This is a genomic window from Mesorhizobium sp. 131-2-1 (assembly GCF_016756535.1).
GTDB lineage: Bacteria > Pseudomonadota > Alphaproteobacteria > Rhizobiales > Rhizobiaceae > Mesorhizobium.
The window spans coordinates 4202877-4228528 of the sequence record NZ_AP023247.1; the positions used below are offsets into that span (position 1 = coordinate 4202877).

Consider the following 25652-nt stretch of genomic DNA (forward strand, 5'->3'; position numbering starts at 1 on the left):
CCTAGCCGCACAAATATGGGCTGTGACGCTGGAAAATCCTGATCTCTTGTATAAATTCTGCTTATGCGAAGCCTGCGCCATCTTCTGCCCTCGGCCGGCAGCCTGATCGTCTTCGAGGCGGCGGGACGGCTGTCGAGCTTCACGGCCGCCGGACGCGAGCTCGGCATGACGCAGGCCGCCGTCTCCTATGCGGTGCGCGGGCTGGAGGAACAGCTTGGCGCGAAGCTCTTCCAGCGCCGCCACCGCCAGGTCAGCCTGACAGAGGCCGGCCAGCGCTTCCACGCCGACGTCTCGCTCGGCCTGTCCCACATCCGCAAATCGGCGGAGGATTTGCGCCTGCAGGCGACGGGCGGCCATGTCACGCTCGCCGCCTCGACCGCCTTCGGCTCGTTCTGGATGATGCCGCGCCTGCAGCAGTTCCGCGACGAACTACCGGGCATCGACCTGCGCATCCACACCGCCGACCGCGACCTCGACATCATCGCCGAGGGCATCCCGCTTGCCGTGCGCGGCGGCGAGCCGAGGGAATGGCAGGACTATCATTCGCTGGCGCTTGCTGAGGAGGAGATCTTCCCCGTCGCCGGCACGAGCTATGCGGCGAAGTTCGGCCTGCCCAAGACCGTCGGCGAACTGGCCTCGCACCGCCTGATCCATCTGGAGGAACCCTATCGCGAGGCGGCGAGCTGGGACGAATGGTTCCAGTCGGCCGGCGTCAGGCTGAGCAGCGATGCCGGGCGCGGGCTGCGCATCAACGACTATGCACTGGTGATCCAGGCCGTCATGGAAGGGCAAGGCATTGCGATTGGCTGGCGGCATCTCGTTGAGCGCCTGGTTGCATCCGGCCTGCTTGTGCCGGTGACGGATCACGTGATGAAGACGGGCACGGCCTTCTATGTCATCTGGCCGAAGAACCGAGAGCTCAGCGATAATGCGCGCAAGGTGCGCGATTGGCTGGTGGCGCAGGCGTGAGGCCCCCTGGCTGCGCCGGGCATGGCTGTGCTGGCGGGACAGAGCGCGCCGAATGTATCAGCGGCACCCGGCATTGACGCGATTGCCCCCTCGCCCCTCCGGCACGAATCCGCCTATAATTGCCGGATGCCCATCCGCCAGCTTTCCGAAACGATGATCAACCAGATCGCCGCCGGCGAGGTCATCGAGCGTCCGGCGAGCGTGGTGAAGGAACTGGTCGAGAATGCGCTCGATGCCGGCGCATCCAGGGTCGAGATCGTCACCGCCGGCGGCGGGCTGAACCTCATCCGCGTCACCGACGACGGCTCGGGAATCCCGAAAAGGGAGCTGGCGCTGGCGATCGCGCGCCACTGCACCTCCAAGCTTTCAGACGACATCCACGACATCCGCTCGCTCGGCTTCCGCGGCGAGGCGCTGCCCTCGATCGGCTCGGTGGCGCGGCTATCGATCCGGTCTCGCACGGCACATGGCGACAGCGCTGCCGAGATCGGCATCGAGGGTGGTCGCGTTTCGGCAGTGAAGCCGGCGGCGGCCAACCGCGGCACCACCGTCGAGGTACGCGACCTGTTCTTCGCGACGCCGGCGCGGCTCAAATTCATGAAGGGCGAGCGGGCAGAAAGCTCGGCGACCAGCGATGTGGTGAAGCGTATCGCCATCGCCTTCCCCGCCGTGCGCTTCACGCTTGCCGGCTCCGACCGCTCGACACTCGAATTGCCGGCGACCGACGATAGCGCGGAGGGCCGGCTGCAACGCGTCGCGCAGGTGATGGGCGCCGACTTCCCCGACAATGCTATTGCCATCGATGCCAGCCGGGAGGGCGTGCACCTTGCCGGCCATGTTTCGATCCCGTCCTTCACGCGAGCGAACGCGCTGCAGCAATATGCTTATGTGAACGGCCGGCCGGTGCGCGACAAGTTGATCGCCGGCGCGATCCGCGGCGCCTTCGCCGACGTGCTGCCGCGCGACCGTCATGCGGTGACCGTGCTGTTCCTGACGCTCGATCCGGCGACGGTCGACGTCAATGTCCACCCGGCCAAGGCCGATGTCCGCTTCCGCGATCCCGGCCTGGTGCGCGGGCTGATCGTCGGCGCCATCCGCGAGGCGCTGGCCGGTGCCGGCATTCGCGCCGCGACGACCGGGGCCGCGGGCATGACGGCGGCGTTCCGGCCGGGTGCTGCCCCCTTCGGCCATGGCGGGCCGGCCAATGGCCACCGCAGCTACGAGGCTGCCTACCGCGCGTCGGGTTTCGCCGGCTTCGAGCATTCGCAGCAGCGACCGCTCGACATCGGATATGGCGACGGCCGGCCGCAACGGGCCGGTTTCGGCGAAAACGAGCAGGCGGCGTTCGATGCTGGGCCGCTCGCCAGCGCCGACGCTCGCGCTGGCGCGGCCGAGCCGGCCGAGACGCTGCTTGGCACGGTGCTGGGCGCGGCGCGCGCGCAGGTGCACGAGAACTACATCGTCGCCCAGACCAGGGATTCCCTGGTCATCGTCGACCAGCACGCCGCGCATGAGCGGCTGGTCTACGAGGCGTTGAAGAACGCGCTGCATTCCCGCGCGGTGCCCTCGCAGATGCTTTTGCTGCCGGAGATCGTCGACCTGCCGGAGGAGGACGCCGAGCGGCTGGCCATGCATTCCGAAACGCTGGCCAGATTCGGCCTCGGCGTCGAGCGCTTCGGCCCGGGTGCGGTGGCGGTGCGCGAGACGCCTTCGATGCTCGGCGAGACCAACGTGCAGCAACTGGTGCGCGACCTTGCCGACGAGATCGCCGACAACGACACGGTCGAGACGCTGAAGGAGCGACTGCACAACATCGCCGCCACCATGGCCTGCCATGGTTCGGTGCGCTCCGGCCGCTTGCTCAAGCCCGAGGAGATGAACGCGCTCTTGCGCCAGATGGAGGCGACGCCCGGTTCCGGCACCTGCAACCACGGCCGCCCGACCTATATCGAGCTCAAGCTCGCCGACATCGAGCGGCTGTTCGGACGGCGGTGAGCCGGCATCGCGAGGAAGCTGACCGCGGCGTCATTTCTTTTGCTGATACTTCTTGGTCTTCCGATTGAAAACGTAGTCCTTCGCATCTCCAGCGCCGCCATCGCGAAAATTCACGGAGATGACGTCCTTGCCTCGCTCGACGAACTTCTGGACATTCATATAGATCGGCGTCATCAGCATGCCGGCGCCGCAGATATCGTCATCGAAGGCGATCTCCTGGATGACCTTGCCGCTCGCCTTTTTGATGACCTGCATTTTCGCCATGCAGATGCCGGAGCTGGTTTTCGTATAGACACCGGCAAACCTGTCGGCGGCTGTCTCGGCCCAAAAGGGAATCTCGACGGCTCCGTCGATCTTCCCCTCGCCTGTGTCGTCGAGGCTGGCGACCTTCCTGAGCGTGACGGGATGCTTGTCCGCCCCTTTCCTCCAGCTTCCGGTCGCGCCGCTTTCGCTCATACCGAGGGAAAACGGGCATCCGGCGGTGTCGACGGGTGCTTTCGATCCCATGACAAGGACCCGGTTGAATTCCTTATCGTCCGCGATTTCGCAAAGCGCGATCCTGGTGCCGTCGATCTTGCCGTAAACCGCTACGGGGGTTTGCTTGGCGTCGTAGAAATAGCTCCCCTCGACCGTTATCCCGCTGCCGAAGCCGTCATAGGTCTGCAGCGAGACATGAACGGGATTGGACCCGATCGAGCCTTCGTAGTTTTCCACATGGTACATGCCGGCCGTGGCCGTGACGCTCCAGAGCAACAGCCAAAAAATAGCCGATATGAACTGTCTTCCCATCCCGACCCCCTGCACCACCAAGGCAGCCACCATAGCCGCCCGCATGGCGCGTGTCTGTATCGCAGCGGGGCTCTCGGTTTGAGTCCGGAAACGGCTACAATATCCTGTTTTACCTTTTCAAATTCACCACGATGACACCGCCGAGCGCCAGCGCGCCACCGAGGATGCCGAGCAGCGTCGGCACTTCGCCCAGCCAGAAGAAGCCGATCAGGGCGGACATCGGCGAGACCAGATAGAGGAAGTTCGAGGCACGCGCCGCCGGCAGGCGCGATAGCGCGGTTGCCCAGGCGGCGTAGGCGATCAGGCTGGGTACGATGCCGAGGTAGATGACGGCGCCGAGACCGGCAGTGTCGGCGACCGCCGCCTGCGACAATGCTTCCGGCAGGAAGGGCGCCAGGCAGAGCGCGCCGAGCACCATGTTGGAGGCGGCGATGGTAAGCGGGTGATGGCGGGCAAAGAGCGGCTTCTGGACGATGGTGTTGACGGCCGAGCAGAGCGCCGAGCCAAGAACCAACAGCGCGCCGGCGTTGAAGTGCAGGCCCTGTCCGTCGGCAACGGCGATGATGCCGATGCCGGCGAAGGAGATGAGCGTGCCGAGCCAGGCGACAGCCGAAAAGCGCTCGCCGAGCAGCGCCATGGCCATGATGGCGGTGAAGATCGGGCTGACATTGATGATGAAGCCGGCAGCGCCCGCCGAGACGGTCTGCTCGCCGAAATTGAGCATGGCCGTATAGAGCGCGACGAAGATGGCGCCGCCGAAGCCGAAGCGCCACAGCTCGTCGACCCGCGGCAGCGTCGGGCGCTTGACGGCCAGGAAGATCGCCGCCGGCACCGCGGCGATGGCGAAGCGCAGCGCGCCGAGCTCCAGCGGCTGGAAGGCGGCCAGCCCAGCGCGGATCGCCGGGAAGGCGGAGGCCCAGCCGACCACCGTGAGCGCGACAGCGACGACCGCGGTGGTGTCCATGCGCTGTGTCTGATTCAACGTGCCGGCATAGGCGCTCATCGCTGTATCCTCGTTCCTTGGCTCCATGAGGACAGGAAACCGCATCGTCAGTCGATTGACAAACGACCAAATCGAGGGTCACCTGTGAGCATGGATCACAGCTCGAACCAGCTACTGCCGTTGGAGACCTTGCGCGCCTTCGATGCTGCCGCGCGAACCGGGAGCTTTTCGGCGGCGGCGGAAAGGCTCAACCTCACCCATGGCGCCGTCAGCCGGCAGATCGCCAAGCTGGAGGACTGGCTGGGGCTGAAAGTATTCGAGCGCAACGCGCGCGGCGTGACGCTGACCAATGAGGGCAACCGCCTGCATCTGAGGACCACCGAGGCCTTCGCGCTGATCTCGGTCAATTCCGACCGCTGGGTGGAGCCGCGTGGCACCGCCGTGGTGCGGCTGGCCTCGATCCCCTCGGTCAGCGGGCTCTGGCTGATGCCGCGCATGGCGGCGCTCGAGAACAGCCCGACGCGGCTGCGCATCGTGCTCGACGTCGACAACCGGCAGGCGGACCTCGCCGACGAGGGCATCGACTTGTCGGTGCGCTGCGGGCGCGGCCGCATTCCCGGCCGGGTCTCGGTGCAGCTGTTCGAGGAACACATCTTCCCGATCGCCTCGCCGGAATTGGCGAGGGAGATCGGCCGCGGCGACCCGGCGCGGCTGCTCAGATATCCGCTGATCAACGATTCCGACGCGTCGGGCTGGCGCGCCTGGCTCGCGGCGCAGGACATTGACTACCGCCCTCGCCCGCAGGACCGGCGCTTCGAGGACTACAATCTGGTGCTCGACGCGGCGGCGCACGGGCTGGGCATCGCGCTGGCGCGGCCGCCGCTGACGCAGGACCAGTTGAAATCCGGCCGCATCGTCACCGTCGATGACCGCGTCGCGCTCAATCCGGTGTCCTACTGGCTGGACCGGCCTGTCGGCCGCCCGCGCGCCGCCGCGGCAGACCTTGCGCGGCGCATCGCCGCCGCGGCCGGGCTGGCGACTGAAAAGCTCGAAGCCTTCCTGAAGGATGACGCTTAAGCCGGTCAGGCCGGGTCAGCGGAGCAGCAACAGCGCGATCGTCGTGATCGTGGCCGAGAGCAGCGCCGTTGCGATAGACATCATCCACAGCGGCGGCTGGCTGGGTTCCGGCGATCGAGCGTGACCCGGCCGGGCGGCCGCGCCACGAGGCCGAGGCGCGTTGGAATTGGCCGCAACCAGCACAGACGAGGAAACCGCAATCGTCGACACCGGCAATGACGGTGCCGCCGCGGCCCTCGCCATGTTGTCGGCGATTGGCGGCTGAGGTGAGGTCAGGCGGCGCGAGCCCTGTTCGGCTTCCGCTGCCCGCCTGCCGGCGGGAACGCCCGCCGAATTGCGATCAGCATCCGGTTCCATGACCGCTTTGTAGGCGTCCTCGATCTGGTCGGAAGACAGCCGTTGGGTCGCATGGGCGGGCAGCCTCGGCAACGAGCCATTCAGGGCTTGCGCGGCGAACTGCACCGACGACGCGACCGACGGCGCCGGCGGCTGCACCAGCGCCTTGACCAGCGCGGTGGTCGCCGGATCGGCCTTGGCAGACGGCACCGGCTGCGGCGTCAGCGCCTCCTTCAGCAGCGACGTCAGGCGGGTGGAGGAAATGTCCATGCCGGCTCCCAGCAATCCTTATGCCGTTGCAGCGATACTCCACGAGCATTGCGTCAAGCTTGACCTTGCCCGCGATTTGTGGCGATTGAATCCCATGAACCCAAGCGTAATTTCATGATGAACCGTTTTGAAGGCCCGGGCGGCAAGGAAGCCCGCATCCGCTATCTCGACGGCGACTTCCAGGTCACCAGCCCCGGCGCGTTCGTGCGCTGCGCGGTGACCGGCGAGAGCATTCCGCTCGACGAGCTCAAATACTGGAGCGTCGCCCGGCAGGAACCCTACGCCAACGCCACCGCCTCGCTGCGCCGCGAGATCGAGGTGCGCCCGGAGCTGCGCAGCCGCGGGTAGGCACGTCTCACCCCCGCAGCTTGCGCTGCCGCCACGCATCAAGCGTCTCGTTGATGATGCGCTCGGGCACGTGGCCGAGCTCGAACACGGCATCGATCTCCAGCACCTCGAGCTGGTCCAGGAACTCTTGCGACGCGCCATGGCGCAGCCGGGCTGCGTCCTTGGCCGTGGTGATGAGGCGGAGCCCATCGCGCCTGGCGGTCGCCGCCAGCTCGGCAAGCTCGTCCTCGGCGTAGAAATGGTGGTCGGGGAAGGATTTTGAGACCACCACCTCGCCGCCGGCCTGGCGCAGCGTGCCGAAGAACTTGTCGGGATGACCGATGCCGGCAAAGGCGAGGAAGCGCTTGCCGGCGAAGCGCTCAGCGCCGCGAGGCTCGGTGTGCGCCTCGAAGATAGCCCGGCCGGCGCGCGCCGCCCGGCGCACCACCGGATCGGCCGCCGTCCCCTCGCCCATCTTGAGCAGCCCGCTGGTGAACACCAGCTGGTCGACGATGTTGGCCCTGAGCGGCCCGCCCGGAATGACGCGACCATTGCCGATGCCGTAGCGCGCGTCGACGACCACCAGCGCGAAGTCGATATGGAGGCGCGCGCTCTGGAAGCCGTCGTCCATGATGAGGAAGTCGCAGCCCAGCTTTTCCACCAGCAGCCGGGCGCCGGCGGCGCGGTTCGGCGTCACCGCCACCGGCGCATGCTCGGCCAGAAGCAGCGGCTCGTCGCCGACATGCCTGGCGGCATCGTGATGCAGATCGACGATATGCGGCTCACCGAAGGACCCGCCATGGCCGCGCGACAGGAAGCCGGGGCGGAGCTGCATGCGCCTGGCTTGCCCCGCCAGCGCGATCGCCACCGGCGTCTTGCCGCTGCCGCCGACGGTGAAGTTGCCGACGCACAGCACCGGCGCCTCGACCTTTTCGCGCGGCGCGCGGCGCATGCGGCGGCCGGCAATGAGCGCATAGGCGGCCGACAGCGGCGACAGCGCCAGCACGCGCCAGTCCGGTTCTTCCCACCAGAAGGGTGGTGCTTCGGAGGTCACGCTACCTCCCGTCGGCGCCCTTCAGGCGCGACTTGACGATCAGCGGCTGGATATAGGGCTCCAGCGACTTCAGCGTGCGCGCCAGCGCGCCGCGCATCTCGTCGACGGTGGCAGCGCCCGCCGCCATCATCTCGTGGCGCGCCACCTCGTTGCTCAGCAGGAAGTTGACGGCGCCGGCCAGCATGTCGCGATCGCGCACCAGCTTGGCGCCGCCGCTGTCGAGCAGGCGCTGATAGGCTTCGCGGAAATTCTGCACGTTGCGGCCGGCAAGCACCGCCGTCTCAAGCATCGCCGGCTCGAGCGGGTTCTGGCCGCCCTCGGAGGTCAGCGAGCGGCCGACGAAGGCGATCTCGGTCAGCCTGAGATAGAGGCCCATCTCGCCGATCGTATCGCCGAGCAGGATGTCGGTGTCGGCCGTGATCCTGTCGCCCTTGCTGCGGCGGGCAAGCTTCAGGCCCATGCCGGAAATCTGCGCGGACAATGCCTCGGCGCGGTCGGGATGACGCGGCACGATGATGGTGAGCAGGCCATGGTGGCGCCGGTGCAAGGTGGCGTGCACCTCCGCCGCCACCACCTCCTCGCCGTCATGGGTCGAGATCGCCGCCCAGGTCGGACGCTCGCCGATCTGCCGCCTTAGCGAGGCGAGCGCGCGCTCGTCGACCGGAGGCGGCGCGGTATCGACCTTCAGGTTGCCCGACACGGTGACCGGCCGGGCGCCGAGCGTGCGGAAGCGCTCACCGTCGACATCCGACTGGGCAATGACATGGGCAAGGTTCTCGAACAATGCCTCGGCGATGTTGGCGCGCTTCTTCCAGGACGAGAAGGAGCGGTCGGAGAGCCTGCCATTGACCAGCACCTGCGGCACGCGGCGGGCGCCGAGCTCGAGCATGGTCATCGGCCAGATCTCCGATTCGGCGATGATGGCGAGATCGGGCCGCCAGTGATCGAGGAAGCGGCTGACCGCGGGCTTCAGGTCGAGCGGCACATATTGATGGATGATGCGGTCGCCGAGCCGCTCGTCGACGACCTGCGCGGAGGTGACCGTGCCGGTGGTGAGCACGATGTTGACGCCGTAGTCGAGGATGCTCTCGACCAGCGGCACGACGGCGAGGGTCTCGCCGACACTGGCTGCGTGGATCCAGATCACCGGCCCTTCCGGGCGCGGACGGCCGGCGACGCCGTAGCGCTCGCGCCGGCGCACGCGATCCTCCTTGCCCCTGGAGGTGCGCCAGGCGACATAAGGGCCGATCAGCGGATAGGCGGCGGCGCCCGCGTAGCGGTAGGCCGACAGCATGGCGCGCGCCCAGCGCTCGCTCATTTCGGGCCGTCCACGAGGCGATAGACCTCGGTCATTGCCGCGTTGATCGCGGCGGTGACTTCCTGGCGCTTGCGTTCCATCTCGGCGTCGTCGGCATCGGCCGGCACGAATACCGGCGGCCCGACGATAACCGCTGAGCGGCCGAAAGGCAGGTTGATGGTGGTTTTGTCCCAGCTTTTTTCGAGCACCTTGCGGCGGCTGGTGGCGATCGCCGAAGGCAGGATCGGCCGACCGGACAGGCGCGCCAGAAGCACGATGCCCATCCCCGCGTCGCGCGGCGTGCCGTGCGGGATGTCGGCGATCATGGCCACGTTCTTGCCGGCGGCGAGTGATTTCTTCAGAGCAATCAAGGCTTTGGCGCCGCCTTTGTCGACATGCCTCGAACTGTCACGACCACCGGAGCCGCGCACCGCCTCGATGCCGAATTTCTCAAGCATCAGCGCGTTGAGCTCGGCATCCGCGCTGCGCGAGACCATGGCGACAAGCGGCCGGCCCTTGGGATAATACGCAGGCGTCAAGAGATGCTGGCCGTGCCAGAGGGCGATGATGCCGGGTTCCAGATGCGCGTAGGCGCCGCCGGCGACCTGAGTCGACCCCTTGACCAGCGGGCTGGTCAGGCGAACCAGACGGACGAAATTGGCGAACAGGCCTGCGATGAAGCTCTTGACGAACCGCGATTGCGCCAGCGGCTCGCGGATCCGGCGCCAGAGCGTGCGGGTCGTGCCGCCGCGCCGCGCAGGGCTGGTGACCGGCCCTTTCACCGCTTCATGCTCCATCGGTCTCAACCGGCGGCCCTGCTGTCCGGATCGAGCAGCCGGTGCAGGTGAACCACGAAATAGCGCATATGGGCATTGTCGACGCTGGACTGTGCCTTTGCTTTCCAGGCCGCGTGCGCGGATTGATAGTCGGGATAGATTCCGACGATGTCGAGCCCGTCGAGGTCGCGGAATTCGGTTCCGCCCAGCTTCTTCAGCTCGCCGCCGAACACCAGGTGCAAAAGCTGTTTCTTTCCGTCTTCCACGGCCATGTCGGTCCTTCACATATCGTGAGTTTGCAAAGGTCTAGACCAAAGCCGCCGACTTTGGAACCTTTGATGATGGTTCAACTCTCCAGCCCGGCGATGACGCCGGCAAGCACGTCGAGCAGCTCGCCGCTGCCGGCGGCCAGTGCGCCGTGGTGGATCACCGCGCCGGCATAGCGCGGCTGCAGGCCTTGCCGGTCGAGCAAGGCGCCGCCCGCCTCGCGCAGGATGAGGTCGGCGGCGGCGATGTCCCAGTCATGCGCATTGGGCTTGACGAAGGTCGCATCGAGCTTGCCGGCGGCGATCATCGCCAGCCGGTAGGCCAGCGAGGGGATGTATGGCATGCGGTGCAGCCGGCCCTGCCAGGCTTCCGGCATCAGGTCGACCAGCGGCTTCGGTCCGCCGATATCCACCATGTCCGCCGGCGCGCGCACACGGATGCGCTCGCCGTTCAGAAAGGCGCCCTCGCCGGGCAGCGCCCAATAGGTCTCGTGCTTGGCCGGGCATTCGAGCACGCCGGCGAGCGTTACGCCGTTTTCCACCACGGCGACGCTGACGCACCAGGAATGCAGGCCGTCGAGAAAACCGCGCGTGCCGTCGATCGGATCGACGACGAAGGTGCGGCGCGCGGCAAGCCTGGCGTGGTCGTCGGCGGTTTCCTCCGACAGCCAGCCATAGTCCGGCCGCGCCTTGAGCAAGGTTTCGCGCAGATAGGCGTCCGCCGCGTGGTCGGCCTCGCTGACCGGCGAGGTGCCGCCCTTCATCCAGACTTGCGGGTTGTTGCCGAAATAGCGCATGGCGATCGCGCCCGCCTCGCGGGCGGCGTCACGCAGCAGAGCGAGATCCTCGCGCGCCCCGGTCAGGATGAGCGGGTCAGGCGCCGGCAAGGGTCATGCCTTCGATGAGGAGCGAGGGCGCGGCGGTGCCGAAATTGCGGTCGAGGTCGCTTGCCGGCACCATGTTCAGGAACATGGTCTTCAGATTCGAGGCGATCGTCACCTCGGCGACCGGATAGGCAAGCTCGCCATTCTCGATCCAGAAGCCGGAGGCGCCACGGCTGTATTCGCCGGTCACCATGTCGACACCCTGGCCAAAGACTTCAGTGACATAGAAGCCGCTCTTCAGCGACTTGATGAGATCCTCCGGCGCCTGCTCGCCCGGCTCGATGGCAAGATTGGTCGAGGAAGGCGAGACCGAAGAGCCACTGCGCGAGCCGCGTCCGTTGGTGACCAGGCCGAGCTCGCGAGCCGCCGAGGTCGACAGGAACCAGTGGTTGAGCACGCCCTTGTCGAGCATGAGCAGCTTTTGCCCCTCGACGCCCTCGCCGTCGAAGGGGCGCGAGGCCTGGCCGCGGCGCCTGAGCGGCTCGTCGGTAACCGTGATTGCGGAAGACGCAACCTGCTTGCCCATCATGTCGCGCAGGAAGCTGGTCTTGCGCGCCACTGCCGCGCCATTGATTGCGCCGGCGAGATGGCCGGCGATGCCGCGCGCGACGCGCGGGTCGAACACGACGTCGACCGGCCCGGTCGCCGCCTTGCGCGCGCCGAGACGGCGCACGGCGCGCTCGCCGGCCTTGCGGCCAATCTCTTCGGGCGCATCGAGATCGGCGAAATGCTGGCGGGAGGAAAACTCATAGTCGCGCTCCATGCCGGTGCCCTCGCCGGCAATGACGCTGGTCGAGCGCGAGAAGCGTGAGGCGACATATTGGGCGACGAAACCGTGCGAGGTGGCGAGCACCAGGCCGCCGAGGCCGGCGCTGGCGCTGCTGCCGGCCGAATTGGTGACGCCCTTCACGGCGAGCGCTGCAGCCTCGGCGGCAAGCGCCGCCTCCTTCAACGCGTCGGCCGGAACCTCGGTGGCGTCGAACAGGTCGAGGTCGCGCGGGCTGCGGGCCAGAAGCGCGGGATCGGCAAGGCCCTGATAGGGATCCTCGGGCGATCCCCTGGCCATGGCGACGGCGCGTTCGGCAAGCGCCTTGGAGTCAGATGCGGCGGTCGCGGAGACGCTCGCCACCCGCTGGCCGACGAAGACGCGCAACGCGACATCCTCGCTTTCGGACGACTCGGTGCCCTCGACCTTGCCTAGCCGCACCGAAACGCCGGCCGAACGGCCGCGCACCGCGACCGCGTCGGCGGCATCGGCGCCGGCGCGCTTCGCAGCCTCGACAAGCGCCGCGACGCGGTCGGTCAGTTTCGCTGCGTCGAGCTTGTCGGTCATGCACTTGATCCTGTCTGTTCGGCCCGATTAAGAGGCTGCCGCACCATCTATTGTTCCCCTGCCGCTTGTGCAATGGCAGAAGGGCAATCAGGGCGCCGCGACCAAAGCGCGTCCGAACCGGCCAATGCAACCGGCCGGAGCATCGCCAAACTGCCAGGAGCCTTCGCCATGACGCCTTTCCATCTCGCCTTTCCGGTGCGTGATCTCGATGAAACCCGCGCTTTCTATGGCGAGGTGCTCGGCTGCGCCATCGGCCGCTCCTCGGCGACTTGGGTGGACTTCGACCTCTACGGCCACCAAATGTCGGCGCATTTGCGGCCACGGGCATCGCAAGCGGCGCGCGACGGCGAGGTCGACGGCGTCGCGGTGCCGATTCCGCATTTCGGCGCGGTGCTGCTGATGGACGAATGGGAGCGACTGGCCGCCCGGTTGGAAGCCCGCGACGACATCGACTGGCTGGAACGACCGATGGTGCGCTTCAGTTGCGAGCCCGGCGAGCAGGCCACGCTGTTCATCCGCGATCCCTCCGGCAATGCCCTGGAATTCAAGGGTTTCCGCTCGCTGGAACAGGTTTTCGCGCATTGATGCGCGATCCGGACCACGCCGCGCGGCGCGCTACTTCGCGCCCGCCTCGTACTGGCCGGCGATGAAGATTTCGAGGAAGCGCCGGCCGTCGCGGCGGGAGGCTTCCTGGCCGGCGTCGTAACTGGCCATCGCCGTTTGCCTTTGCCTGAAGACGTCGTAGGCGCGGTGGGCAAGCGGCATGGCGGCTTCATAGCTATTGGTCTTGGTCACGATCATACGCACCGCCGTCGTCAGCACATATTCGGCCATCTGCGGATCGTCCCGGGAGACGTCCGCCGCGGCTGTGGCGGCCTGCACGAGAGCGCGCAATTCGGTCCCGTCGGACGTGCTGCCACCACGCGCCAGGGCCGCGATTGCGATATAGAGCCGCGACAGCGCCGCGTTGACCGCGTTGCCTGATTCGACTGCTTCGGCCTCGCTCTTCCTGAAGGCTTCCTCCGCGCGCCGGTAGTCGCCATCGGCGAAGGCGAGCGCGGCCTGCTGCGACAGCAGCGAAAAGCGCTGTTCCGGTGCCTCGGCAAAGGCACTCGCGGTTGCGACGGCGATAGCGGCGCCTTTCAAGTCGCCCGTCGCCTGGGCCGAAGCGCTGAGATGGCTGAAGACATCCCAGGCCAGGCGTCGCCAGCCAGGATCCGTAAGCACCCGATCGCGCAACTTGGGCTTCGACTGGCCGTCCCATGGCGAGGCAACGAGAAGGTCGCCAGCCCTGCGCAGCGCCATCACGGCCAGGGCATTGCGCCCCTCGAGCGCATAGGCCACGCCGGAGATCGACTGGCAGCGGGCATTCTGGAAATCGACGTCGTCCGGGGCAAGTCCGGTGCCGCCCGGCAGCATGGCCCGCGATGCGAGCGCGAGAGCAAGTTCCGTATTGCCAACGGCGAGCGCCTGCTCGGCCTTCCCGGCAAGATCGAGCGCCAGTTCAGCGGCCGACGGCAGGGCCTGCCCGGCAGCGGCGCCGGCGGAGAGCTTCGCCCACGACTGGGCTTGGTCCTCCAGTTGCTTGCGCTGCGCCTCGCCGAAGCGTTCGCCCATCCACAGCGCGGTGATGGTCACCGTCTCGATCGCTTCCTTGTAGCGGCCGAGATCGGCAAGCGCATAGGCGCGCGACACCAACAGCGAATTCTTCATGTCGGCATCGGGCTGCGGCGCGCCGAGCGCGAGCGCCAGGCCCTCATCCGCCAGCTGCAACGCGAAGGCCGGGTTGCCGTCGAAACGGGTTGTGTCGGCATACATGGCGTAGATGATCGCAAAGTCGGGCGTGAGCTCGCCCTTGCGGCGGGCGTCGCGCAGAGCCTCGCTGAATATGCCGCGCACTTCGGGGTAGCTGTCGTTCTTGCGGTAGGCCTCGGCCGCCTTCCCAGCCAGGGCGAAAGGATCGATGCGGTCAGCCAGGGCAATATTTGCCTGGAGACATAGCAGGGACGCGGCGATGAGGCGCAAAACCGTCTTCAATAGCCGCCCTCCCCGACAATGACGAAAGGCGCCCAGGCGGAAGGGTGCGCAAGCGAGGGATCGTCTTTGTTCCCCATGAGATCGAGCATGGCCAGGCGCAACGCCTCGGCACGGCGGACCCTGACGCCGCTGCCGAGCGCGGCAAGCGTCTGCGTGGTCAGGCGGGCGGCGGCATCGTCGCGGACCGGCCAGTGGGAGACGAGGATCGCCCGCGCGCCGGCATAGAGGAAGGCGCGCGCCAGGCCCGATAGACCTTCCGCATCCGGCCGGCCGTCGCCGCCGGCGGTGTTGCAGGCCGACAGGATGACCCATTGCGCCGACAGTTTCAGTTCCGCCACCTCGGACGCCGTCAGCAAACCATCATCCTGCGCGGTGGCGACTTGCGGTGGCGTCAGCACCAGGGCTGGCTCGGCCAGGCCGCGCAGGTCGCCAGAGAGCAGGCCGTGGGTGGCGAAGGCCAGCACATCGGTCGTCGACAGGTCGGCCTGCTTGACGATGATCTCGCTCGCCCGCGCCCCGATATAGAGGTCCGTTTCGGGCGCGCCGAGAATGGCGGCGAGCTTGCGCAGTTCCGGGCCGGTCTGCGGCAGCGCCGGCAGATCGCGCACCGCTTCGACGTCGGCCAGGCTGCCGCGAAAGAAGCCGGTGGACGAGGCGGATGCCACCTGCACCGTCTCGCCGCCCAGCACCGGAGCGCCGAAGCCACGAAAGGCGGAGCGCTTTTCGGCGCCGCGCGGCGGCGGGTATTTGCGGATGACGGCAAGGCTGTCGACCGACGGCAAGGTGGTGAAGGCATAGTGCCTCGCCAGCCAATCGGTCCGGCGCAGCGCCTCCGGGTCGGTGTCCTCGCCGACGGGCGCCGAGGCGACGAGCACCGACAGGGGAAGCCCAGCCAGCGGACCGTCATTGACGACAAAGACATGGCGCGCGGCCTTCAGCGCCGTCTCGACCGGCCTGACCAACTCGCCGTAGAGGATATTGGCCGTCAAGCGATCGAAAGGCGCGACACGCGGTCTGTCCATGCCGGGAACCAGCGTCCTGGCGCCGCGCGCGGCCGCCGCCGGATCGAGCTCGGCCCGCAATCTGGCGATGTCGTCGCCGAGGACTTCCGCCCCGTAACCGGTCTCGGTCCAGGCGCTGTCGTGCTTGCCGATGCCCCAGGCGAAGATGTGGTCGTGCCCGGCAAGCATGAGCAGCAGGCCCTCGTCCTCCTCCAGCAGGGCCTGCACGTCGGCCACCGACAGCGGTTTGGGATGGGCAAGGTCGGCATAGCGCGGAAAGGACCGCGCCAGCCTGGTGTCGACACCGACCAGCTCGGCGCGCATCGAATCGATCTCGCCGCGCAAGCGCACCAGCGCGTCGGCGCCGCTCGCGCCGGCAGAAGTCGCCTGCCCCAGCGCCTTTTCCTTCTCGTCGACCATGGCCACGAGATCCTGGCGCTGGCGCACGATGCCGGCCAGCTCGGGCGAGCCGGCGGCGGCGCGCAGGCCAAGCTGCTGCAGGGCGTTGCCGGCGGAGGAAAGCAACGCCCATTGCGCTGCCTCGAACGCTTCTTCGAGGTGTCGGTCGGCTGCCAGCGCTGCCGCCGGCGCGGCGACGGACGCCAGCCCGACCGCCACGACACAGATGCGAGCCAGGCGCCAAAGCGCCCGCGCCGACTTCAGATCAACCAGCCCCAATGACAAGCCCCTGCCCGCCGATCGCCATGCCGGGATAGGCGGCGATCACGCCATCATTGTGGTGGGACGAGAGGGATGCAAGGGGGCGGTGGGACGCCAGCCTGCGGTTCAGGTACTTGCCACCGGCGTCCAGATCACATCGTCGATCCGCGCCGCGCCGGTCGCCAGCATCACCAGCCGGTCGAAGCCGAGCGCGGAGCCGCTCGCTTGCGGCATGCTGGCCAGCGCCGCGAGGAAATCCTCGTCGATCGGATAGCGCTCGCCGTAGACGCGCTCCTTCTCGTCCATCTCGGCGGCGAAGCGGCGGCGCTGCTCGGCGGGGTCGGTCAGTTCGCCGAAAGCGTTGGCGAGCTCGACGCCGCAGCAATAGAGCTCGAAACGCTCGGCAACGCGCGGATCCGCCGCGCTCGGCCGGGCAAGGGCAGCTTCCGAGACCGGATAGCCATGGAGGATGGTGGCCCGCCCCTGCCCCAGCGCCGGCTCAACCTTCTCGACCATCACGCGGCTGAACAGGTCGGCCCAATGATCGTCGGGCGCGGTGCGCAGGCCGGCACGGACGAGGGCATCATGCAGCGCAGCGCGATCGGTGCCGCCGTCGGCGGAGACGGTGGCGAGAAGGTCGATGCCGGCATGGCGAGAAAAAGCCTCAGTGACACTCAGCCGCTCCGGCTCGGCGAAAGGGTCGGCCTCGCGGCCACGGAAACGGAAGATTCTAGCGCCAGCCTTCTCCGCCGCCAGCGCCAGGAATTCGGCGCAGTCCGCCATCAGGCTCTCATAAGTTTCGCCGACACGGTACCATTCGAGCATGGTGAATTCCGGATGATGCAAGGGCCCGCGCTCGCGGTTGCGCCACACCGGGCCGAGGCTGAAGATGCGCCGCTCGCCAGCGGCAAGCAGCTTCTTGCAGGCGAATTCCGGCGAAGTGTGCAGATAGAGCGGCTGGCGCGCAGCGTCCGTCCCGATCGCCTCGGTGGCGAAGGCAGCCAGATGCGCCTCGTTGCCGGGCGAGACCTGGAGCGCCGATGTCGTGACCTCGATGAAATCGCGCTCGCCGAACCAGCCGCGCAAGGCGGTGGCAATGGCGTTGCGCGCCAGCAGCCGCGACCGGCGGTCGGCATGGACATCAGGCGTCCACCAGGGGGAAGCTTCGCTGCTCATCGGCAGGAAAATCGCCAAGAAGGCTGGCGGTTCGGCGCAAGATGCGCTAGGGCGCACGCGGTGGCCGCCGTAGCCGATTTGTGGCAATCAACGCTTGCAGGCCGAAAAACTCGATTGGGATTGAACACTGTGGTCAAGGTCATCGCCAGCTCCTTACGCAAAGGCAACGTCGTCGATAAGGACGGCAAGCTCTATGTCATCCTCTTTGCCGAAAACATCCACCCTGGCAAGGGCACGCCGGTGACCCAGCTCGACATGCGCCGCATCGGCGACGGCGTGAAGATTTCGGAACGCTATCGCACGACCGAGATGGTGGAGCGCGCCTATGTCGAGGAGCGCGAGCATACCTTCCTCTATTCGGACGGCGAAGGCTTCCATTTCATGAATCCGGAAAGCTACGACCAGGTCGTGGCTCCGGAAGGCGTGGTCGGCGACATGGCTCCCTATCTGCAGGAAGGCATGGCGGTGCAGCTGGCGCAGTTCAACGGCGTGCCGATCTCGCTGGTGCTGCCGCAGCGCGCGACCTTCGAGGTGGTCGATACCGAGCCGGTCACCAAGGGCCAGACGGCATCCTCGTCCTATAAGCCGGCAACGCTGTCCAACGGCGTGCGCACGGCGGTGCCGCCGCACATTTCCGCCGGCACGCGCGTGGTGGTGATGACCGCCGACGGCTCCTACGTCGAGCGCGCCAAGGACTGAGCCCAGACCTCCAAACTTACCAGAGCTCGCCGGCGATCAGGCGGGCCGCTTCTTCATGGCCGCGCGACAAGGCCGGATCGGCGCCGAAGAGCCGGGCATTGGCCGACCATGAGGCCTGCCGGCCGGGAGCGCGGGCGACCTTGACCGCCGCGATCAGGTCGCGGCGCGAGCTGGCGCTGGAGATGACGAGGCCGGCATCGGCCTGCTCCACCAGATGGGCAAAGCCGCAGGTCTCGGTGACGATGATCGGCAATCCATTGGCCAGCGCCTCGACGAGGACCGTTCCGGTGGTCTCGATCCGCGCCGGGTGAAGCAGCAAGTCGGCCGCAGCCATGACCGCGGGAATGTCGTCGCGGAAACCGAGGAATTTCACGTTGCCGCGCACCCGCCACGGCATTCCGCGCAGCACATGGTGCGCCATCGGACTGTCGGCGGCGATCCCGGCGACCAGCCAGACGCAGCCTGGAAAGGCCTCCAGCGCGCGGGCCACGCGGTCGAAACCTTTCACCCAGGCCGCCCAGCCGACCGACAGCCAGGTTTCCGCCCCTGGCCTGATGCCGAGCTTGGCCCGGACGCGCTCGCGCGTTCCATCGCTGCGCAATTGCGGCAGCCGCCGCGCCGGATCGAGGTTGGGCGAAATCCGCCGGAAGCGGCTATCCGGCGTCTTCCAGACGCTCTGATACTCGCTCTGCTGGCGCTCGCTGAGCATGATCAAGCTGGTGCGGGCGTCGGGCGCGAAGCAATCGTGCTCGAGCTGCATCTGGGTGCGGAAGCGCGGCGACAAAGCGCGCCAGGCGCCCTGCTTGACCTTGGCATAGGAGCGGTCGCCCGAATAGTAGACGTCGAGCATCGGCAGCTTGTTGAAGCCGACGATGCGGTCGAAGTCGCGCCGCTGCTGGTTGAGCGCCGCACCCAGCGCCACGTCGCGGCCGGGATTGGTGCGGTTGGCGGCCTTGACGATCCTGACCTGACAGCCGGGATCGGTGATCGCGCCGCGTATTTCGGTGGTCAGGATGGTGACGTCATGGCCGGCGGCGGCGACATGCCTGGCAATCGACAGACAGTCGCGCTGCAGCCCGCCGAAAGCCGACAGATTGCTGATCGCCATGCCGAAACGCATGAAGATATTCCCAAAGCCCCTCTGCATTTAGCTTTTCTTTCAGTGACTTGGCAATATGCGAGGGCACGGCGGGCGCCTCGATCACGAAGTTCTGAACACGCCCCCGGCTTCGCCTTCTATTTGTTCGCCACCGTGGGGGCATAGCCGGGCCGGCGCACCGCCCTCACCTTGCCGCTGTTGCCGCCGCCGCAGAAGAAGCAGCCAGCGCCATCGGATTCCAGTCCGGACACGCCCATTCCGGGCGGCATATCCAGCGTCTGGAGCACCTCGCCGGTCGCAGGATCGATGCGCCGCAGATCGCTCTCGTCGCCTTCCCAGGTGCCGTGCCAGAGCTCGCCGTCGACCCAGGTGACGCCAGTGACGACGCGCTTGGTCTCGATGGTGCGGATCACCTTGCCGGTCTCGGGGTCGATCTGATGGATCTTGCGGGCGCGGTACTCGCCAACCCAGAGCGAACCTTCGGCCCAGGTCAGGCCGGAGTCGCCGCCATTGCCGGGGGCCGGGATTGTGGCGATGACCTCGCCGGTCTGCGGATCGATCTTCTGGATGCGTTCTTCGGCTATCTGGTAAAGATGCCTGCCGTCGAAGGCGGTTCCGGCATGCGCGGCGACATCGATCGAGCGCAGTGTCGCTCCTGACCCGGGATCGAGCGCATTGAGCTTGTCGCCCGAGGCAAACCAGACCTTCTCGCCGTCGAACGTCACGCCAGCCACGGTCTTCACCCCCGGAAAGGGTCCGTACTCACGCAGGATTTCGGCAGCGGCTCGTTTCATCTTGATTCTCCATCGACCTGAATAATGCGCGGAACCCTAGTCGCTCGGCAGCGGACCCGGGAGTAACAAGACAGTCGGGAATCCGGTCACCGGCGGCATCATCCAGCGGCGGGCTCGGCCGCGGCCAATGGCCTGAACCTTCTTCTCTGCCGAAAGCTCCTCCATCGCCCGCTGCACGGTGCGGGCGCTGGCGCCGAGCGCGATCGCCAGCGCCGAACTCGACCAGGACTCGCCGTCGGCGAGGAAGGCGAGCACCGCGCCGTGCTCTTCCTCGACCGGCGGCGCCAGTACGACCACCTCGCTGGCGCCAAGCGGCGTCAGCGCAAAGCCGGCGGCGGTCGCGTTGATTTCGGCGAACGCGCCGAGTTCGGCGCGCAGCCGCCCCATCTCGACCCTGAGCCGCGCGCGATGCGATTCATCGGCATGCCTTGCCCGGAAGGCCCGTCTCAAAAGCGTTTCGCGCGAGGCATCCGCTGGCCAGGCCTCGGCGAGCGTGCGCGCCAGCGCAAACAGCACCGGCCGGGTGGCCAGCGAGACAACCGTATCCGCCTCACGCACGACGTTGCGGCAGGCATCGATAACGAGCGCGCCGGACGCCAGCAGCGTCTCGACCTCATCGAGCGGCAGCAATGTCTCCGATGCCTGCGCAATCTTCCGGCCTACGGGCGTGTTCAACACCAGGGAGGCTGCTTCGACTTCCGCCCTCAGCGCCGGAATGTTGGCCTCGTAGGCGGCGAGCGATGCGCGGCCGAACGCCGAGCGCGCCGCCTTCGTCCGCAAACGCCGCACCGCGATGCCGGCGGCGGCGAGCTCATGCGCGACACGCGCGACCGGCGGCAGCGGCGCCGGATCGAAGCCGGCAAGCAGGCGCTCGGCTTCGTCGAGCCGGCCGATCAGGATCAGGCGGCGCGCCTCGATACTGCCGGCATAGGCGGCGTTCACCCGGTCGCCATGCGCATCAAGCGTCGCGCGCGCCGCCCGCAGCGCCTTTTCGGGCCAACCAAGGTCGCGCGAGACCAGCGCGATCTCGGCTTCGGCGACGACGCAGCGGGCGCGCGCCACCGCCTCCCTGGGGCTGAAGGCGCGGGCCGCGCTCTTCAGTAGCGTCTTTGCCTTGGCGAAGTCGCCGAGCTGCGCCATGGCGATGCCGCGCAGAGCCAGTGCGGCTGCGTCCTGGCGCAGCGCGACGCGCTTCAGGGCGCCGAGCGGATCCCCAGCGGCGAGCGCACGGCCGGCGGCATTGATCAGCGAGTCCATTCACGACCCGCCGCAAGAAATCCCGCCACACTTGTAACTCCCGCCATCGCGCCGTCCGGCCCTATGTCTGTCCTCGTCAATCCCAACCAAACCGAAAGAACGGGACAAGAGCAATGACCCAGCACATGAAGACACCGCCGATCGTTTCGCAGGAGGCCTGGGAAGGCGCCCACGAAGAGATGCTGGTGAAGGAGAAGGCGCTCACCCGCGCCAAAGATGCGCTCGCTGCGGAACGCCGCCGCATGCCATGGATGCTTGTCGAGAAGGATTATGTGTTCGAGGGCCCGAACGGCAAGGCAAGCCTGCTAGATCTGTTCGAGGGCCGCCGCCAGTTGGTCGTCTACCGCGCCTTCTTCGAGCCCGGTGTCTATGGCTGGCCGGAGCATGCCTGCCGCGGCTGCTCGCTCGGCGCCGACCAGGTCGGCAACCTCGCCCATCTCAATGCCCGCGACACCACGCTTGCCTATGCCTCGCGCGCACCGCAGGCCGACATTCAGCGGCTGAAGAAGCGGATGGGCTGGGAGATGCCCTGGTACACCATCACCGACAGCTGGGATAAGGATTTCGGCGTCGACGAATGGCATGGCCACAATGTCTTCATCCGCGACGGCAAGCGCATCTTCCGCACCTATTTCATCAACAACCGCGGCGACGAGGCTTTTGGCACCGTCTGGAGCTATCTCGACGTCACCCCGCTCGGCCGCCAGGAGGTGTGGGAGGATTCGCCGGAAGGCTATCCGCAGACCCAGACCTACAAGTGGTGGAACTGGCACGACAGCTACGAGGAAGGTGCCGCCCCAGACCAGAGATGGGTCGAGGTGTCGGATGCCGGCGAAGCGGCGTTCCGCAACAAGAGCGCCTGAGCGCGAAGCGACTCTGGCGGCGCCGACCGCGCCGCCGGAGCTGATCCTTCCAACGTTTCGCTGGGAGCCCAAGCATTTCGAAAGGCCGAAGAGATGAGCATCGACAACCCCGCCCCCCGCGCGTCCGGCTTGAGCTTTGGCCTCGCCGATTGGCTCTGCCTGGCGGCAGCACCCACTTTCGCGATCATGGCGCTGCTGACGGCAGCCTATGGCAGCCATGACATGATGTGCATGCCCGGCCCCGGCGCCTCGATGCTCAGCGGCATGGTGCCGATGTACCTGCTGATGGCCGCCTTCCATCTTGCGCCGTGGCTGCGGCTGGTAGCGAGGCGGGCGTGAAATTGAGATTGCGGCGCATGACCGCGATCCCGGCCCAAATGTCTGCTTTGCGCAGGAAGCGGTGATGGCGAGAGCACCATCTGGCCGCCCCCGCCATTTGGAAGAACGGTGATCAGCGCCACCTGTCATCCCACGTTGCTCATCTGAAATTCATCGCTGAGCATGCGCTCGTTGGGATCGATCATGCCCAAGTTCTTCACCACACGGAATCGACCGCCCTGCGCCTGCGCGATGTACATGTTCATTCGAGCATGGTGCTGACCGGGAACCATTTCGGCCGGACCGCCCGGGCCTTCGCTGATCCGGGCATGATCAAGCGCCCGGATAACCGCATCACGCTCGACACTGCCCGCTTCCTTCACCGCCGCTTCCCACATCTTGATCGCCCGGTAGTGGCCGGTGCAGCCGCTGCCCGCGGTCAAGGTGGCACCGCCGGAGAACCGTTCGCTGTAGCGGCGCAAGAGCGCGCGACCGAACGGTTCGTCGAGTTCCTGATAGTAGTCGAGGCAGCTGTAAAGGCCCTCGATCTGCTCGGACGGCACCAGATTGAAGAAGTTCTCGTCGAAGTAGGTACAGACGATCCTGCCGCCGCGTTTGCCGAAACCGGCCTTGTGCAGTTCTTCGAGGAACGGTGTCAGGCCCGGCGGGACGATGGTGTTGAAAACCACATCGGTGCCGCTCGCCATGATCTGCTGCACGGTGCGCCGGAAATCGACGGTGTCCAACGGAAAATACTCCTCGCCGACGATCTCGCCACCATTGGCGCGGACCGCCCGGCTGGCGGCCTTGTTCAGCAAATGGGGCCAGATGTAGTCGGCCGACGGCAGATAGAACCTCTTCGCCCCGGTGCTGTTCATGAGCCATGGTATCAGCGGCTCGACCTGCTGCGCGGGCACGGGCCCGGTGCAGAAGATCAGGGGATCGTTTTCCTGCCCCTCATACTGCTCGGTATAGATGTAGAGCGTCCTGCCGCGGGTGACCGCCTCGCTCTTGATGGCCAGGCGGGTCGAACTGTAGATGCCGCCGACGACCACATCGACCTTGTCGACGTCGACCAGTTTCGCGGCCTTTGCCTTGGCGACACTCTCGATTGTCTCGCCATCCTCTATGACCAACGCCACAGGCCGGCCGAGCAGGCCGCCTTTGGCGTTGATGTCGTCGACGAGCATGGTCGTGAGGTTGGCGTTGGCGATGCCCATGAATGACAATGGGCCGGTCAGTTCGGCGATGAGGCCAATCTTGATTGGGTTCGAATTCATCTGATTTCTCCGATTCTGGGGTTTCGTCGGGCACTCCGCCGCCGAAGGCACGCGGCGCGCATCGCGGACATCAGGCTTCGTAGTGACCGAGCAGCAGTGCAGCCTGCGGCTTGCCGACATGGCCGGCTTCCTGCAGGATCGCCGGCACTTCCGGATCCGACACGAAGTTCCTCCAGCCCTCGGCGTCCCAGTCGAAAATCGCCCAGACGCGGTCGGGTTCGCTCGGGTCTCGGAACACCGTTGCGCCGTTCGAGCCGTGCAGCCGGCGCTTGTCTGCGCCCTTGGTCGAAAAGATACGGATGAAGCGGTCGACGTCCGCCACCCTGGTCGTTGCGAGAAGCATCGGATTTCCTCCTGTCGGTCGCGGCCACCATTGGTCCGTCGACAGGATCACGATGCGCGCCTTGCGGCAGGCGCACATGGGGTGGATTCCCTATGCTGGCGTCTCACCCGGCCGAACGAGGCCATGCTCGACCGCATAGAGGGCCGCGGCGGCGCGGGTGGTCACGCCGATCTTGGCATAGACGCTCTGGATGTGATGGTCCGCGGTCTTGGGCGAGATATCCAACTTGCGGGCCACTTCCTTCGCCGTGAGCCCGGCGGCGATCAGGCGCAGCACCTCGATCTCGCGCGGCGTCATGCCGGCCAGGGCCCGCGACAGAGCCCGCCGCGACGGCTGCCCCGCGAAGGACAACACGGCCTCGGCGGCATCGGGGCAGATACAGCCGTCACGAACAGCGGCGCGCAGTTGGGCCGCCGCCGCCTCACTGGACAGCGCCCTGCGGTGCGGACGTTCCTCTCGCGATGTCTGGAAGGCTTCGGCGGCGGCCAGGATCCTGGCGGCCGGGGACAAATCGGAGCCGTTGACCTTGCGGTGATAGCCCGAGCCGTCCAGGCGTTCGTGATGGCGTAGAACGAGGGCACCCATCGCATCGCCCTCGCGGCCGAACGACGCCAGTGCCCGCTCGCCGTAGTAGGCGTGCAGTTGCGCCGCGTCGCGCTCGCGCACCGACAACGGACCGTTGCGCATCCAGGTCGCCACCGGCACCACGAGTTCGCCTATGTCATGGATGCATCCCGACCAGCGCAGCGCGCGGACGTCGGGATCGGGCAGCCCGATCCGTTTCCCGGCACCCGCGGCCAGTTCCGCCACCATCCGCGAATGGCCCTGCGTCAACGGCATGCGCATGTCGATCATGTCGGCGATAGCGAGGAAAGCCTCGTCACAGGCCGCCTCATCCAGTGTCACCGGCGGATCGGGCTCCAGCGCCAAAATCGTCTCGCGGTCGACTGTCGCGCCGATGCCCTCCATCAGCTTCGCCGCGTTGGCGGAGACGAGCCGGGCCAGATCCGCTTCGTATGGGCCATCGGCGCGACTGGCAATTGTCTCGGCCATCGCCTCGATGCCGACGGCATCGCAGAGCGCAATCGCATCCTGGGCCAATGTGATCAGGCGCACGGCTGGCAGAACATCCTCGCCGCTCAGTCCGCGCGGCAGGCCCTTGCCGTCCCAGCGTTCGTAGATCTGCCCGAGATTGCGCCGGACCTCATCGGACAGGCCCAGCCGCTCGCCGATTCGCTGCGCGACCTCGCAATGCGCCGTGAGCACCGGACGCGCCACCGCGAGCGCCTGCGACATCGCGGCCCCGATCGCCCTGGCCTGCGCGTCAGGATCGAGATCGTAGTAGAACCGTTTGAAGGCCTGGACGAAGACCCTGCCCAGTTCCGCACGGTTGCCCATGTCGAGACCGACGAGATCCTGGCGGAGCGCGATTTCGTCGCCGAAGGTGGCTGAGAGCAGGTCGGTGTCGGCATTGCAGCCGACATAGCGCAGCATTGACTGGTGATACGCATTGCGCCGAACCTGTTCCGGAACGCCCGCAAGCTGTGCGATCCGCATCGCAAGTACGCAGGATTTCAGGGCGAAGTCGCGAGAATGACCGGTTGCGAGGTCCGAAGCATAGGCCAGGACCATCATGAAGTCCGCCCGGCGTATCGAGACGTCTGTCATCGCACACCCCGTCAGCGGCATGCTATCCCCGCATGCGGCTATTACCTAGCGGAATCCCTGCCTCTCGAAAAAACCGGAACCGGGAGCCAGCCGCCGGCTGACACCGCCGAAGCCGCATCGGCGTGTCCCTTGGGTATGGAC

General features: G+C 67.0%; 26 protein-coding genes. 8 read left to right on the forward strand and 18 right to left on the reverse strand.

Features of this window, described 5'->3' with window-relative positions:
• Positions 1 to 63: 63 nt before the first annotated feature.
• Entirely contained in the window at positions 64 to 969 is a 906-nt protein-coding gene (locus JG743_RS20370) for a LysR substrate-binding domain-containing protein (RefSeq protein ID WP_202292558.1), read from the forward strand.
• Between the two features lie 126 nt (positions 970 to 1095).
• Positions 1096 to 2964, forward strand: coding sequence for a DNA mismatch repair endonuclease MutL (gene mutL / locus JG743_RS20375; protein ID WP_202292559.1), 1869 nt, complete (start codon positions 1096 to 1098; stop codon positions 2962 to 2964).
• A gap of 30 nt (positions 2965 to 2994) precedes the next feature.
• Here mutL and JG743_RS20380 read toward each other — a convergent pair whose 3' ends face one another.
• Positions 2995 to 3753 (reverse strand): hypothetical protein, encoded by a 759-nt coding sequence (locus tag JG743_RS20380; RefSeq protein ID WP_202292560.1) that lies wholly within the window; start codon positions 3751 to 3753, stop codon positions 2995 to 2997.
• Between the two features lie 109 nt (positions 3754 to 3862).
• A complete protein-coding gene (locus JG743_RS20385; RefSeq protein WP_202292561.1) occupies positions 3863 to 4756 on the reverse strand; it encodes a DMT family transporter in 894 nt (297 codons plus the stop codon).
• 90 nt (positions 4757 to 4846) lie between these two features.
• Here JG743_RS20385 and JG743_RS20390 point away from each other — a divergent pair, with 90 nt between their 5' ends.
• The gene (locus tag JG743_RS20390; protein WP_202292562.1) at positions 4847 to 5773 is read left to right on the forward strand and encodes a LysR substrate-binding domain-containing protein; all 927 of its coding nucleotides are present in this window, start codon (positions 4847 to 4849) and stop codon (positions 5771 to 5773) included.
• A 15-nt stretch (positions 5774 to 5788) separates the two neighbouring features.
• On the opposite strand, the gene JG743_RS20395 is transcribed toward JG743_RS20390, so the two are convergent.
• Complete coding sequence (locus JG743_RS20395; protein WP_202292563.1) at positions 5789 to 6394, reverse strand: hypothetical protein; 606 nt, start codon at positions 6392 to 6394, stop codon at positions 5789 to 5791.
• A gap of 99 nt (positions 6395 to 6493) precedes the next feature.
• Here JG743_RS20395 and JG743_RS20400 point away from each other — a divergent pair, with 99 nt between their 5' ends.
• A complete protein-coding gene (locus JG743_RS20400) occupies positions 6494 to 6727 on the forward strand; it encodes a DUF2093 domain-containing protein (protein WP_202292564.1) in 234 nt (77 codons plus the stop codon).
• A gap of 7 nt (positions 6728 to 6734) precedes the next feature.
• Here JG743_RS20400 and lpxK read toward each other — a convergent pair whose 3' ends face one another.
• From lpxK to JG743_RS20430, 6 genes are all read right to left on the reverse strand, one after another.
• Positions 6735 to 7760 (reverse strand): tetraacyldisaccharide 4'-kinase, encoded by a 1026-nt coding sequence (gene lpxK, locus JG743_RS20405; protein ID WP_202292565.1) that lies wholly within the window; start codon positions 7758 to 7760, stop codon positions 6735 to 6737.
• A gap of 1 nt (position 7761) precedes the next feature.
• Positions 7762 to 9078, reverse strand: coding sequence for a lipid IV(A) 3-deoxy-D-manno-octulosonic acid transferase (gene waaA, locus JG743_RS20410; protein WP_202292566.1), 1317 nt, complete (start codon positions 9076 to 9078; stop codon positions 7762 to 7764).
• Positions 9075 to 9854 carry a lysophospholipid acyltransferase family protein gene (locus JG743_RS20415; protein WP_202292567.1) on the reverse strand — a complete coding sequence of 260 codons (780 nt, stop codon included), beginning with the start codon at positions 9852 to 9854 and terminating at the stop codon, positions 9075 to 9077. Before JG743_RS20415 ends, waaA begins: the two co-directional genes overlap by 4 nt.
• Before the next feature lie 5 nt (positions 9855 to 9859).
• Positions 9860 to 10105, reverse strand: a complete 246-nt coding sequence (locus JG743_RS20420; RefSeq protein ID WP_202292568.1) for a DUF4170 domain-containing protein — start codon at positions 10103 to 10105, stop codon at positions 9860 to 9862.
• 74 nt (positions 10106 to 10179) lie between these two features.
• Positions 10180 to 10986: a 3'(2'),5'-bisphosphate nucleotidase CysQ gene (locus JG743_RS20425; RefSeq protein ID WP_202292569.1), complete on the reverse strand. Its 807-nt coding sequence runs from the start codon at positions 10984 to 10986 to the stop codon at positions 10180 to 10182.
• A complete protein-coding gene (locus tag JG743_RS20430) occupies positions 10973 to 12316 on the reverse strand; it encodes a TldD/PmbA family protein (protein WP_202292570.1) in 1344 nt (447 codons plus the stop codon). Before JG743_RS20430 ends, JG743_RS20425 begins: the two co-directional genes overlap by 14 nt.
• Positions 12317 to 12484: 168 nt before the next feature.
• Between JG743_RS20430 and JG743_RS20435 the strand changes: the two genes are divergently transcribed.
• Positions 12485 to 12901 carry a VOC family protein gene (locus JG743_RS20435; protein ID WP_202292571.1) on the forward strand — a complete coding sequence of 139 codons (417 nt, stop codon included), beginning with the start codon at positions 12485 to 12487 and terminating at the stop codon, positions 12899 to 12901.
• 30 nt (positions 12902 to 12931) lie between these two features.
• Here JG743_RS20435 and JG743_RS20440 read toward each other — a convergent pair whose 3' ends face one another.
• From JG743_RS20440 to epmA, 3 genes are all read right to left on the reverse strand, one after another.
• Positions 12932 to 14353 carry a hypothetical protein gene (locus JG743_RS20440; RefSeq protein WP_202292572.1) on the reverse strand — a complete coding sequence of 474 codons (1422 nt, stop codon included), beginning with the start codon at positions 14351 to 14353 and terminating at the stop codon, positions 12932 to 12934.
• Positions 14350 to 16032 carry a CHAT domain-containing protein gene (locus JG743_RS20445; protein WP_202292573.1) on the reverse strand — a complete coding sequence of 561 codons (1683 nt, stop codon included), beginning with the start codon at positions 16030 to 16032 and terminating at the stop codon, positions 14350 to 14352. Before JG743_RS20445 ends, JG743_RS20440 begins: the two co-directional genes overlap by 4 nt.
• Positions 16033 to 16140: 108 nt before the next feature.
• Positions 16141 to 17190: an EF-P lysine aminoacylase EpmA gene (gene epmA, locus JG743_RS20450; RefSeq protein WP_202292574.1), complete on the reverse strand. Its 1050-nt coding sequence runs from the start codon at positions 17188 to 17190 to the stop codon at positions 16141 to 16143.
• 129 nt (positions 17191 to 17319) lie between these two features.
• Here epmA and efp point away from each other — a divergent pair, with 129 nt between their 5' ends.
• On the forward strand, positions 17320 to 17889 hold the full coding sequence (efp, locus tag JG743_RS20455) for an elongation factor P (protein ID WP_202302767.1): 570 nt from the start codon (positions 17320 to 17322) through the stop codon (positions 17887 to 17889).
• Between the two features lie 16 nt (positions 17890 to 17905).
• On the opposite strand, the gene JG743_RS20460 is transcribed toward efp, so the two are convergent.
• From JG743_RS20460 to JG743_RS20470, 3 genes are all read right to left on the reverse strand, one after another.
• Positions 17906 to 19009 (reverse strand): glycosyltransferase family 4 protein, encoded by a 1104-nt coding sequence (locus JG743_RS20460; RefSeq protein WP_202292575.1) that lies wholly within the window; start codon positions 19007 to 19009, stop codon positions 17906 to 17908.
• Positions 19010 to 19125: 116 nt separating this feature from the next.
• Entirely contained in the window at positions 19126 to 19782 is a 657-nt protein-coding gene (locus tag JG743_RS20465) for a Vgb family protein (protein WP_202292576.1), read from the reverse strand.
• 36 nt (positions 19783 to 19818) lie between these two features.
• Entirely contained in the window at positions 19819 to 21039 is a 1221-nt protein-coding gene (locus JG743_RS20470; RefSeq protein WP_202292577.1) for a helix-turn-helix domain-containing protein, read from the reverse strand.
• 113 nt (positions 21040 to 21152) lie between these two features.
• Here JG743_RS20470 and JG743_RS20475 point away from each other — a divergent pair, with 113 nt between their 5' ends.
• Both JG743_RS20475 and JG743_RS20480 read left to right on the forward strand, forming a co-directional pair.
• Positions 21153 to 21902, forward strand: coding sequence for a DUF899 domain-containing protein (locus JG743_RS20475; RefSeq protein ID WP_202292578.1), 750 nt, complete (start codon positions 21153 to 21155; stop codon positions 21900 to 21902).
• A 60-nt stretch (positions 21903 to 21962) separates the two neighbouring features.
• A complete protein-coding gene (locus tag JG743_RS20480) occupies positions 21963 to 22241 on the forward strand; it encodes a hypothetical protein (RefSeq protein ID WP_202302769.1) in 279 nt (92 codons plus the stop codon).
• 125 nt (positions 22242 to 22366) lie between these two features.
• Here the strand turns inward: JG743_RS20480 and JG743_RS20485 are convergent, their stop codons facing one another.
• From JG743_RS20485 to JG743_RS20495, 3 genes are all read right to left on the reverse strand, one after another.
• Positions 22367 to 23620, reverse strand: a complete 1254-nt coding sequence (locus tag JG743_RS20485) for a substrate-binding protein (RefSeq protein WP_244672834.1) — start codon at positions 23618 to 23620, stop codon at positions 22367 to 22369.
• Entirely contained in the window at positions 23571 to 23843 is a 273-nt protein-coding gene (locus tag JG743_RS20490; protein WP_202292579.1) for a hypothetical protein, read from the reverse strand. Before JG743_RS20490 ends, JG743_RS20485 begins: the two co-directional genes overlap by 50 nt.
• 90 nt (positions 23844 to 23933) lie before the next feature.
• Positions 23934 to 25511, reverse strand: coding sequence for an HD domain-containing phosphohydrolase (locus JG743_RS20495; protein ID WP_202292580.1), 1578 nt, complete (start codon positions 25509 to 25511; stop codon positions 23934 to 23936).
• Between the last annotated feature and the right edge of the window lie 141 nt (positions 25512 to 25652).

Coding starts and splice junctions, on each gene's coding strand:
- JG743_RS20370 (WP_202292558.1), top strand. CDS start 64: ATGCGAAGCCTGCGCCATCTTCTGCCCTCGGCCGGCAGCCTGATCGTC.
- mutL (WP_202292559.1), top strand. CDS start 1,096: ATGCCCATCCGCCAGCTTTCCGAAACGATGATCAACCAGATCGCCGCC.
- JG743_RS20380 (WP_202292560.1), bottom strand. CDS start 3,753: ATGGGAAGACAGTTCATATCGGCTATTTTTTGGCTGTTGCTCTGGAGC.
- JG743_RS20385 (WP_202292561.1), bottom strand. CDS start 4,756: ATGAGCGCCTATGCCGGCACGTTGAATCAGACACAGCGCATGGACACC.
- JG743_RS20390 (WP_202292562.1), top strand. CDS start 4,847: ATGGATCACAGCTCGAACCAGCTACTGCCGTTGGAGACCTTGCGCGCC.
- JG743_RS20400 (WP_202292564.1), top strand. CDS start 6,494: ATGATGAACCGTTTTGAAGGCCCGGGCGGCAAGGAAGCCCGCATCCGC.
- waaA (WP_202292566.1), bottom strand. CDS start 9,078: ATGAGCGAGCGCTGGGCGCGCGCCATGCTGTCGGCCTACCGCTACGCG.
- JG743_RS20415 (WP_202292567.1), bottom strand. CDS start 9,854: ATGGAGCATGAAGCGGTGAAAGGGCCGGTCACCAGCCCTGCGCGGCGC.
- JG743_RS20420 (WP_202292568.1), bottom strand. CDS start 10,105: ATGGCCGTGGAAGACGGAAAGAAACAGCTTTTGCACCTGGTGTTCGGC.
- JG743_RS20430 (WP_202292570.1), bottom strand. CDS start 12,316: ATGACCGACAAGCTCGACGCAGCGAAACTGACCGACCGCGTCGCGGCG.
- JG743_RS20435 (WP_202292571.1), top strand. CDS start 12,485: ATGACGCCTTTCCATCTCGCCTTTCCGGTGCGTGATCTCGATGAAACC.
- epmA (WP_202292574.1), bottom strand. CDS start 17,190: ATGAGCAGCGAAGCTTCCCCCTGGTGGACGCCTGATGTCCATGCCGAC.
- JG743_RS20460 (WP_202292575.1), bottom strand. CDS start 19,009: ATGCGTTTCGGCATGGCGATCAGCAATCTGTCGGCTTTCGGCGGGCTG.
- JG743_RS20465 (WP_202292576.1), bottom strand. CDS start 19,782: ATGAAACGAGCCGCTGCCGAAATCCTGCGTGAGTACGGACCCTTTCCG.
- JG743_RS20470 (WP_202292577.1), bottom strand. CDS start 21,039: ATGGACTCGCTGATCAATGCCGCCGGCCGTGCGCTCGCCGCTGGGGAT.
- JG743_RS20475 (WP_202292578.1), top strand. CDS start 21,153: ATGACCCAGCACATGAAGACACCGCCGATCGTTTCGCAGGAGGCCTGG.
- JG743_RS20485 (WP_244672834.1), bottom strand. CDS start 23,620: ATGTCGGCAAGCCGCAGGCTGCACTGCTGCTCGGTCACTACGAAGCCT.
- JG743_RS20490 (WP_202292579.1), bottom strand. CDS start 23,843: ATGCTTCTCGCAACGACCAGGGTGGCGGACGTCGACCGCTTCATCCGT.
- JG743_RS20495 (WP_202292580.1), bottom strand. CDS start 25,511: ATGACAGACGTCTCGATACGCCGGGCGGACTTCATGATGGTCCTGGCC.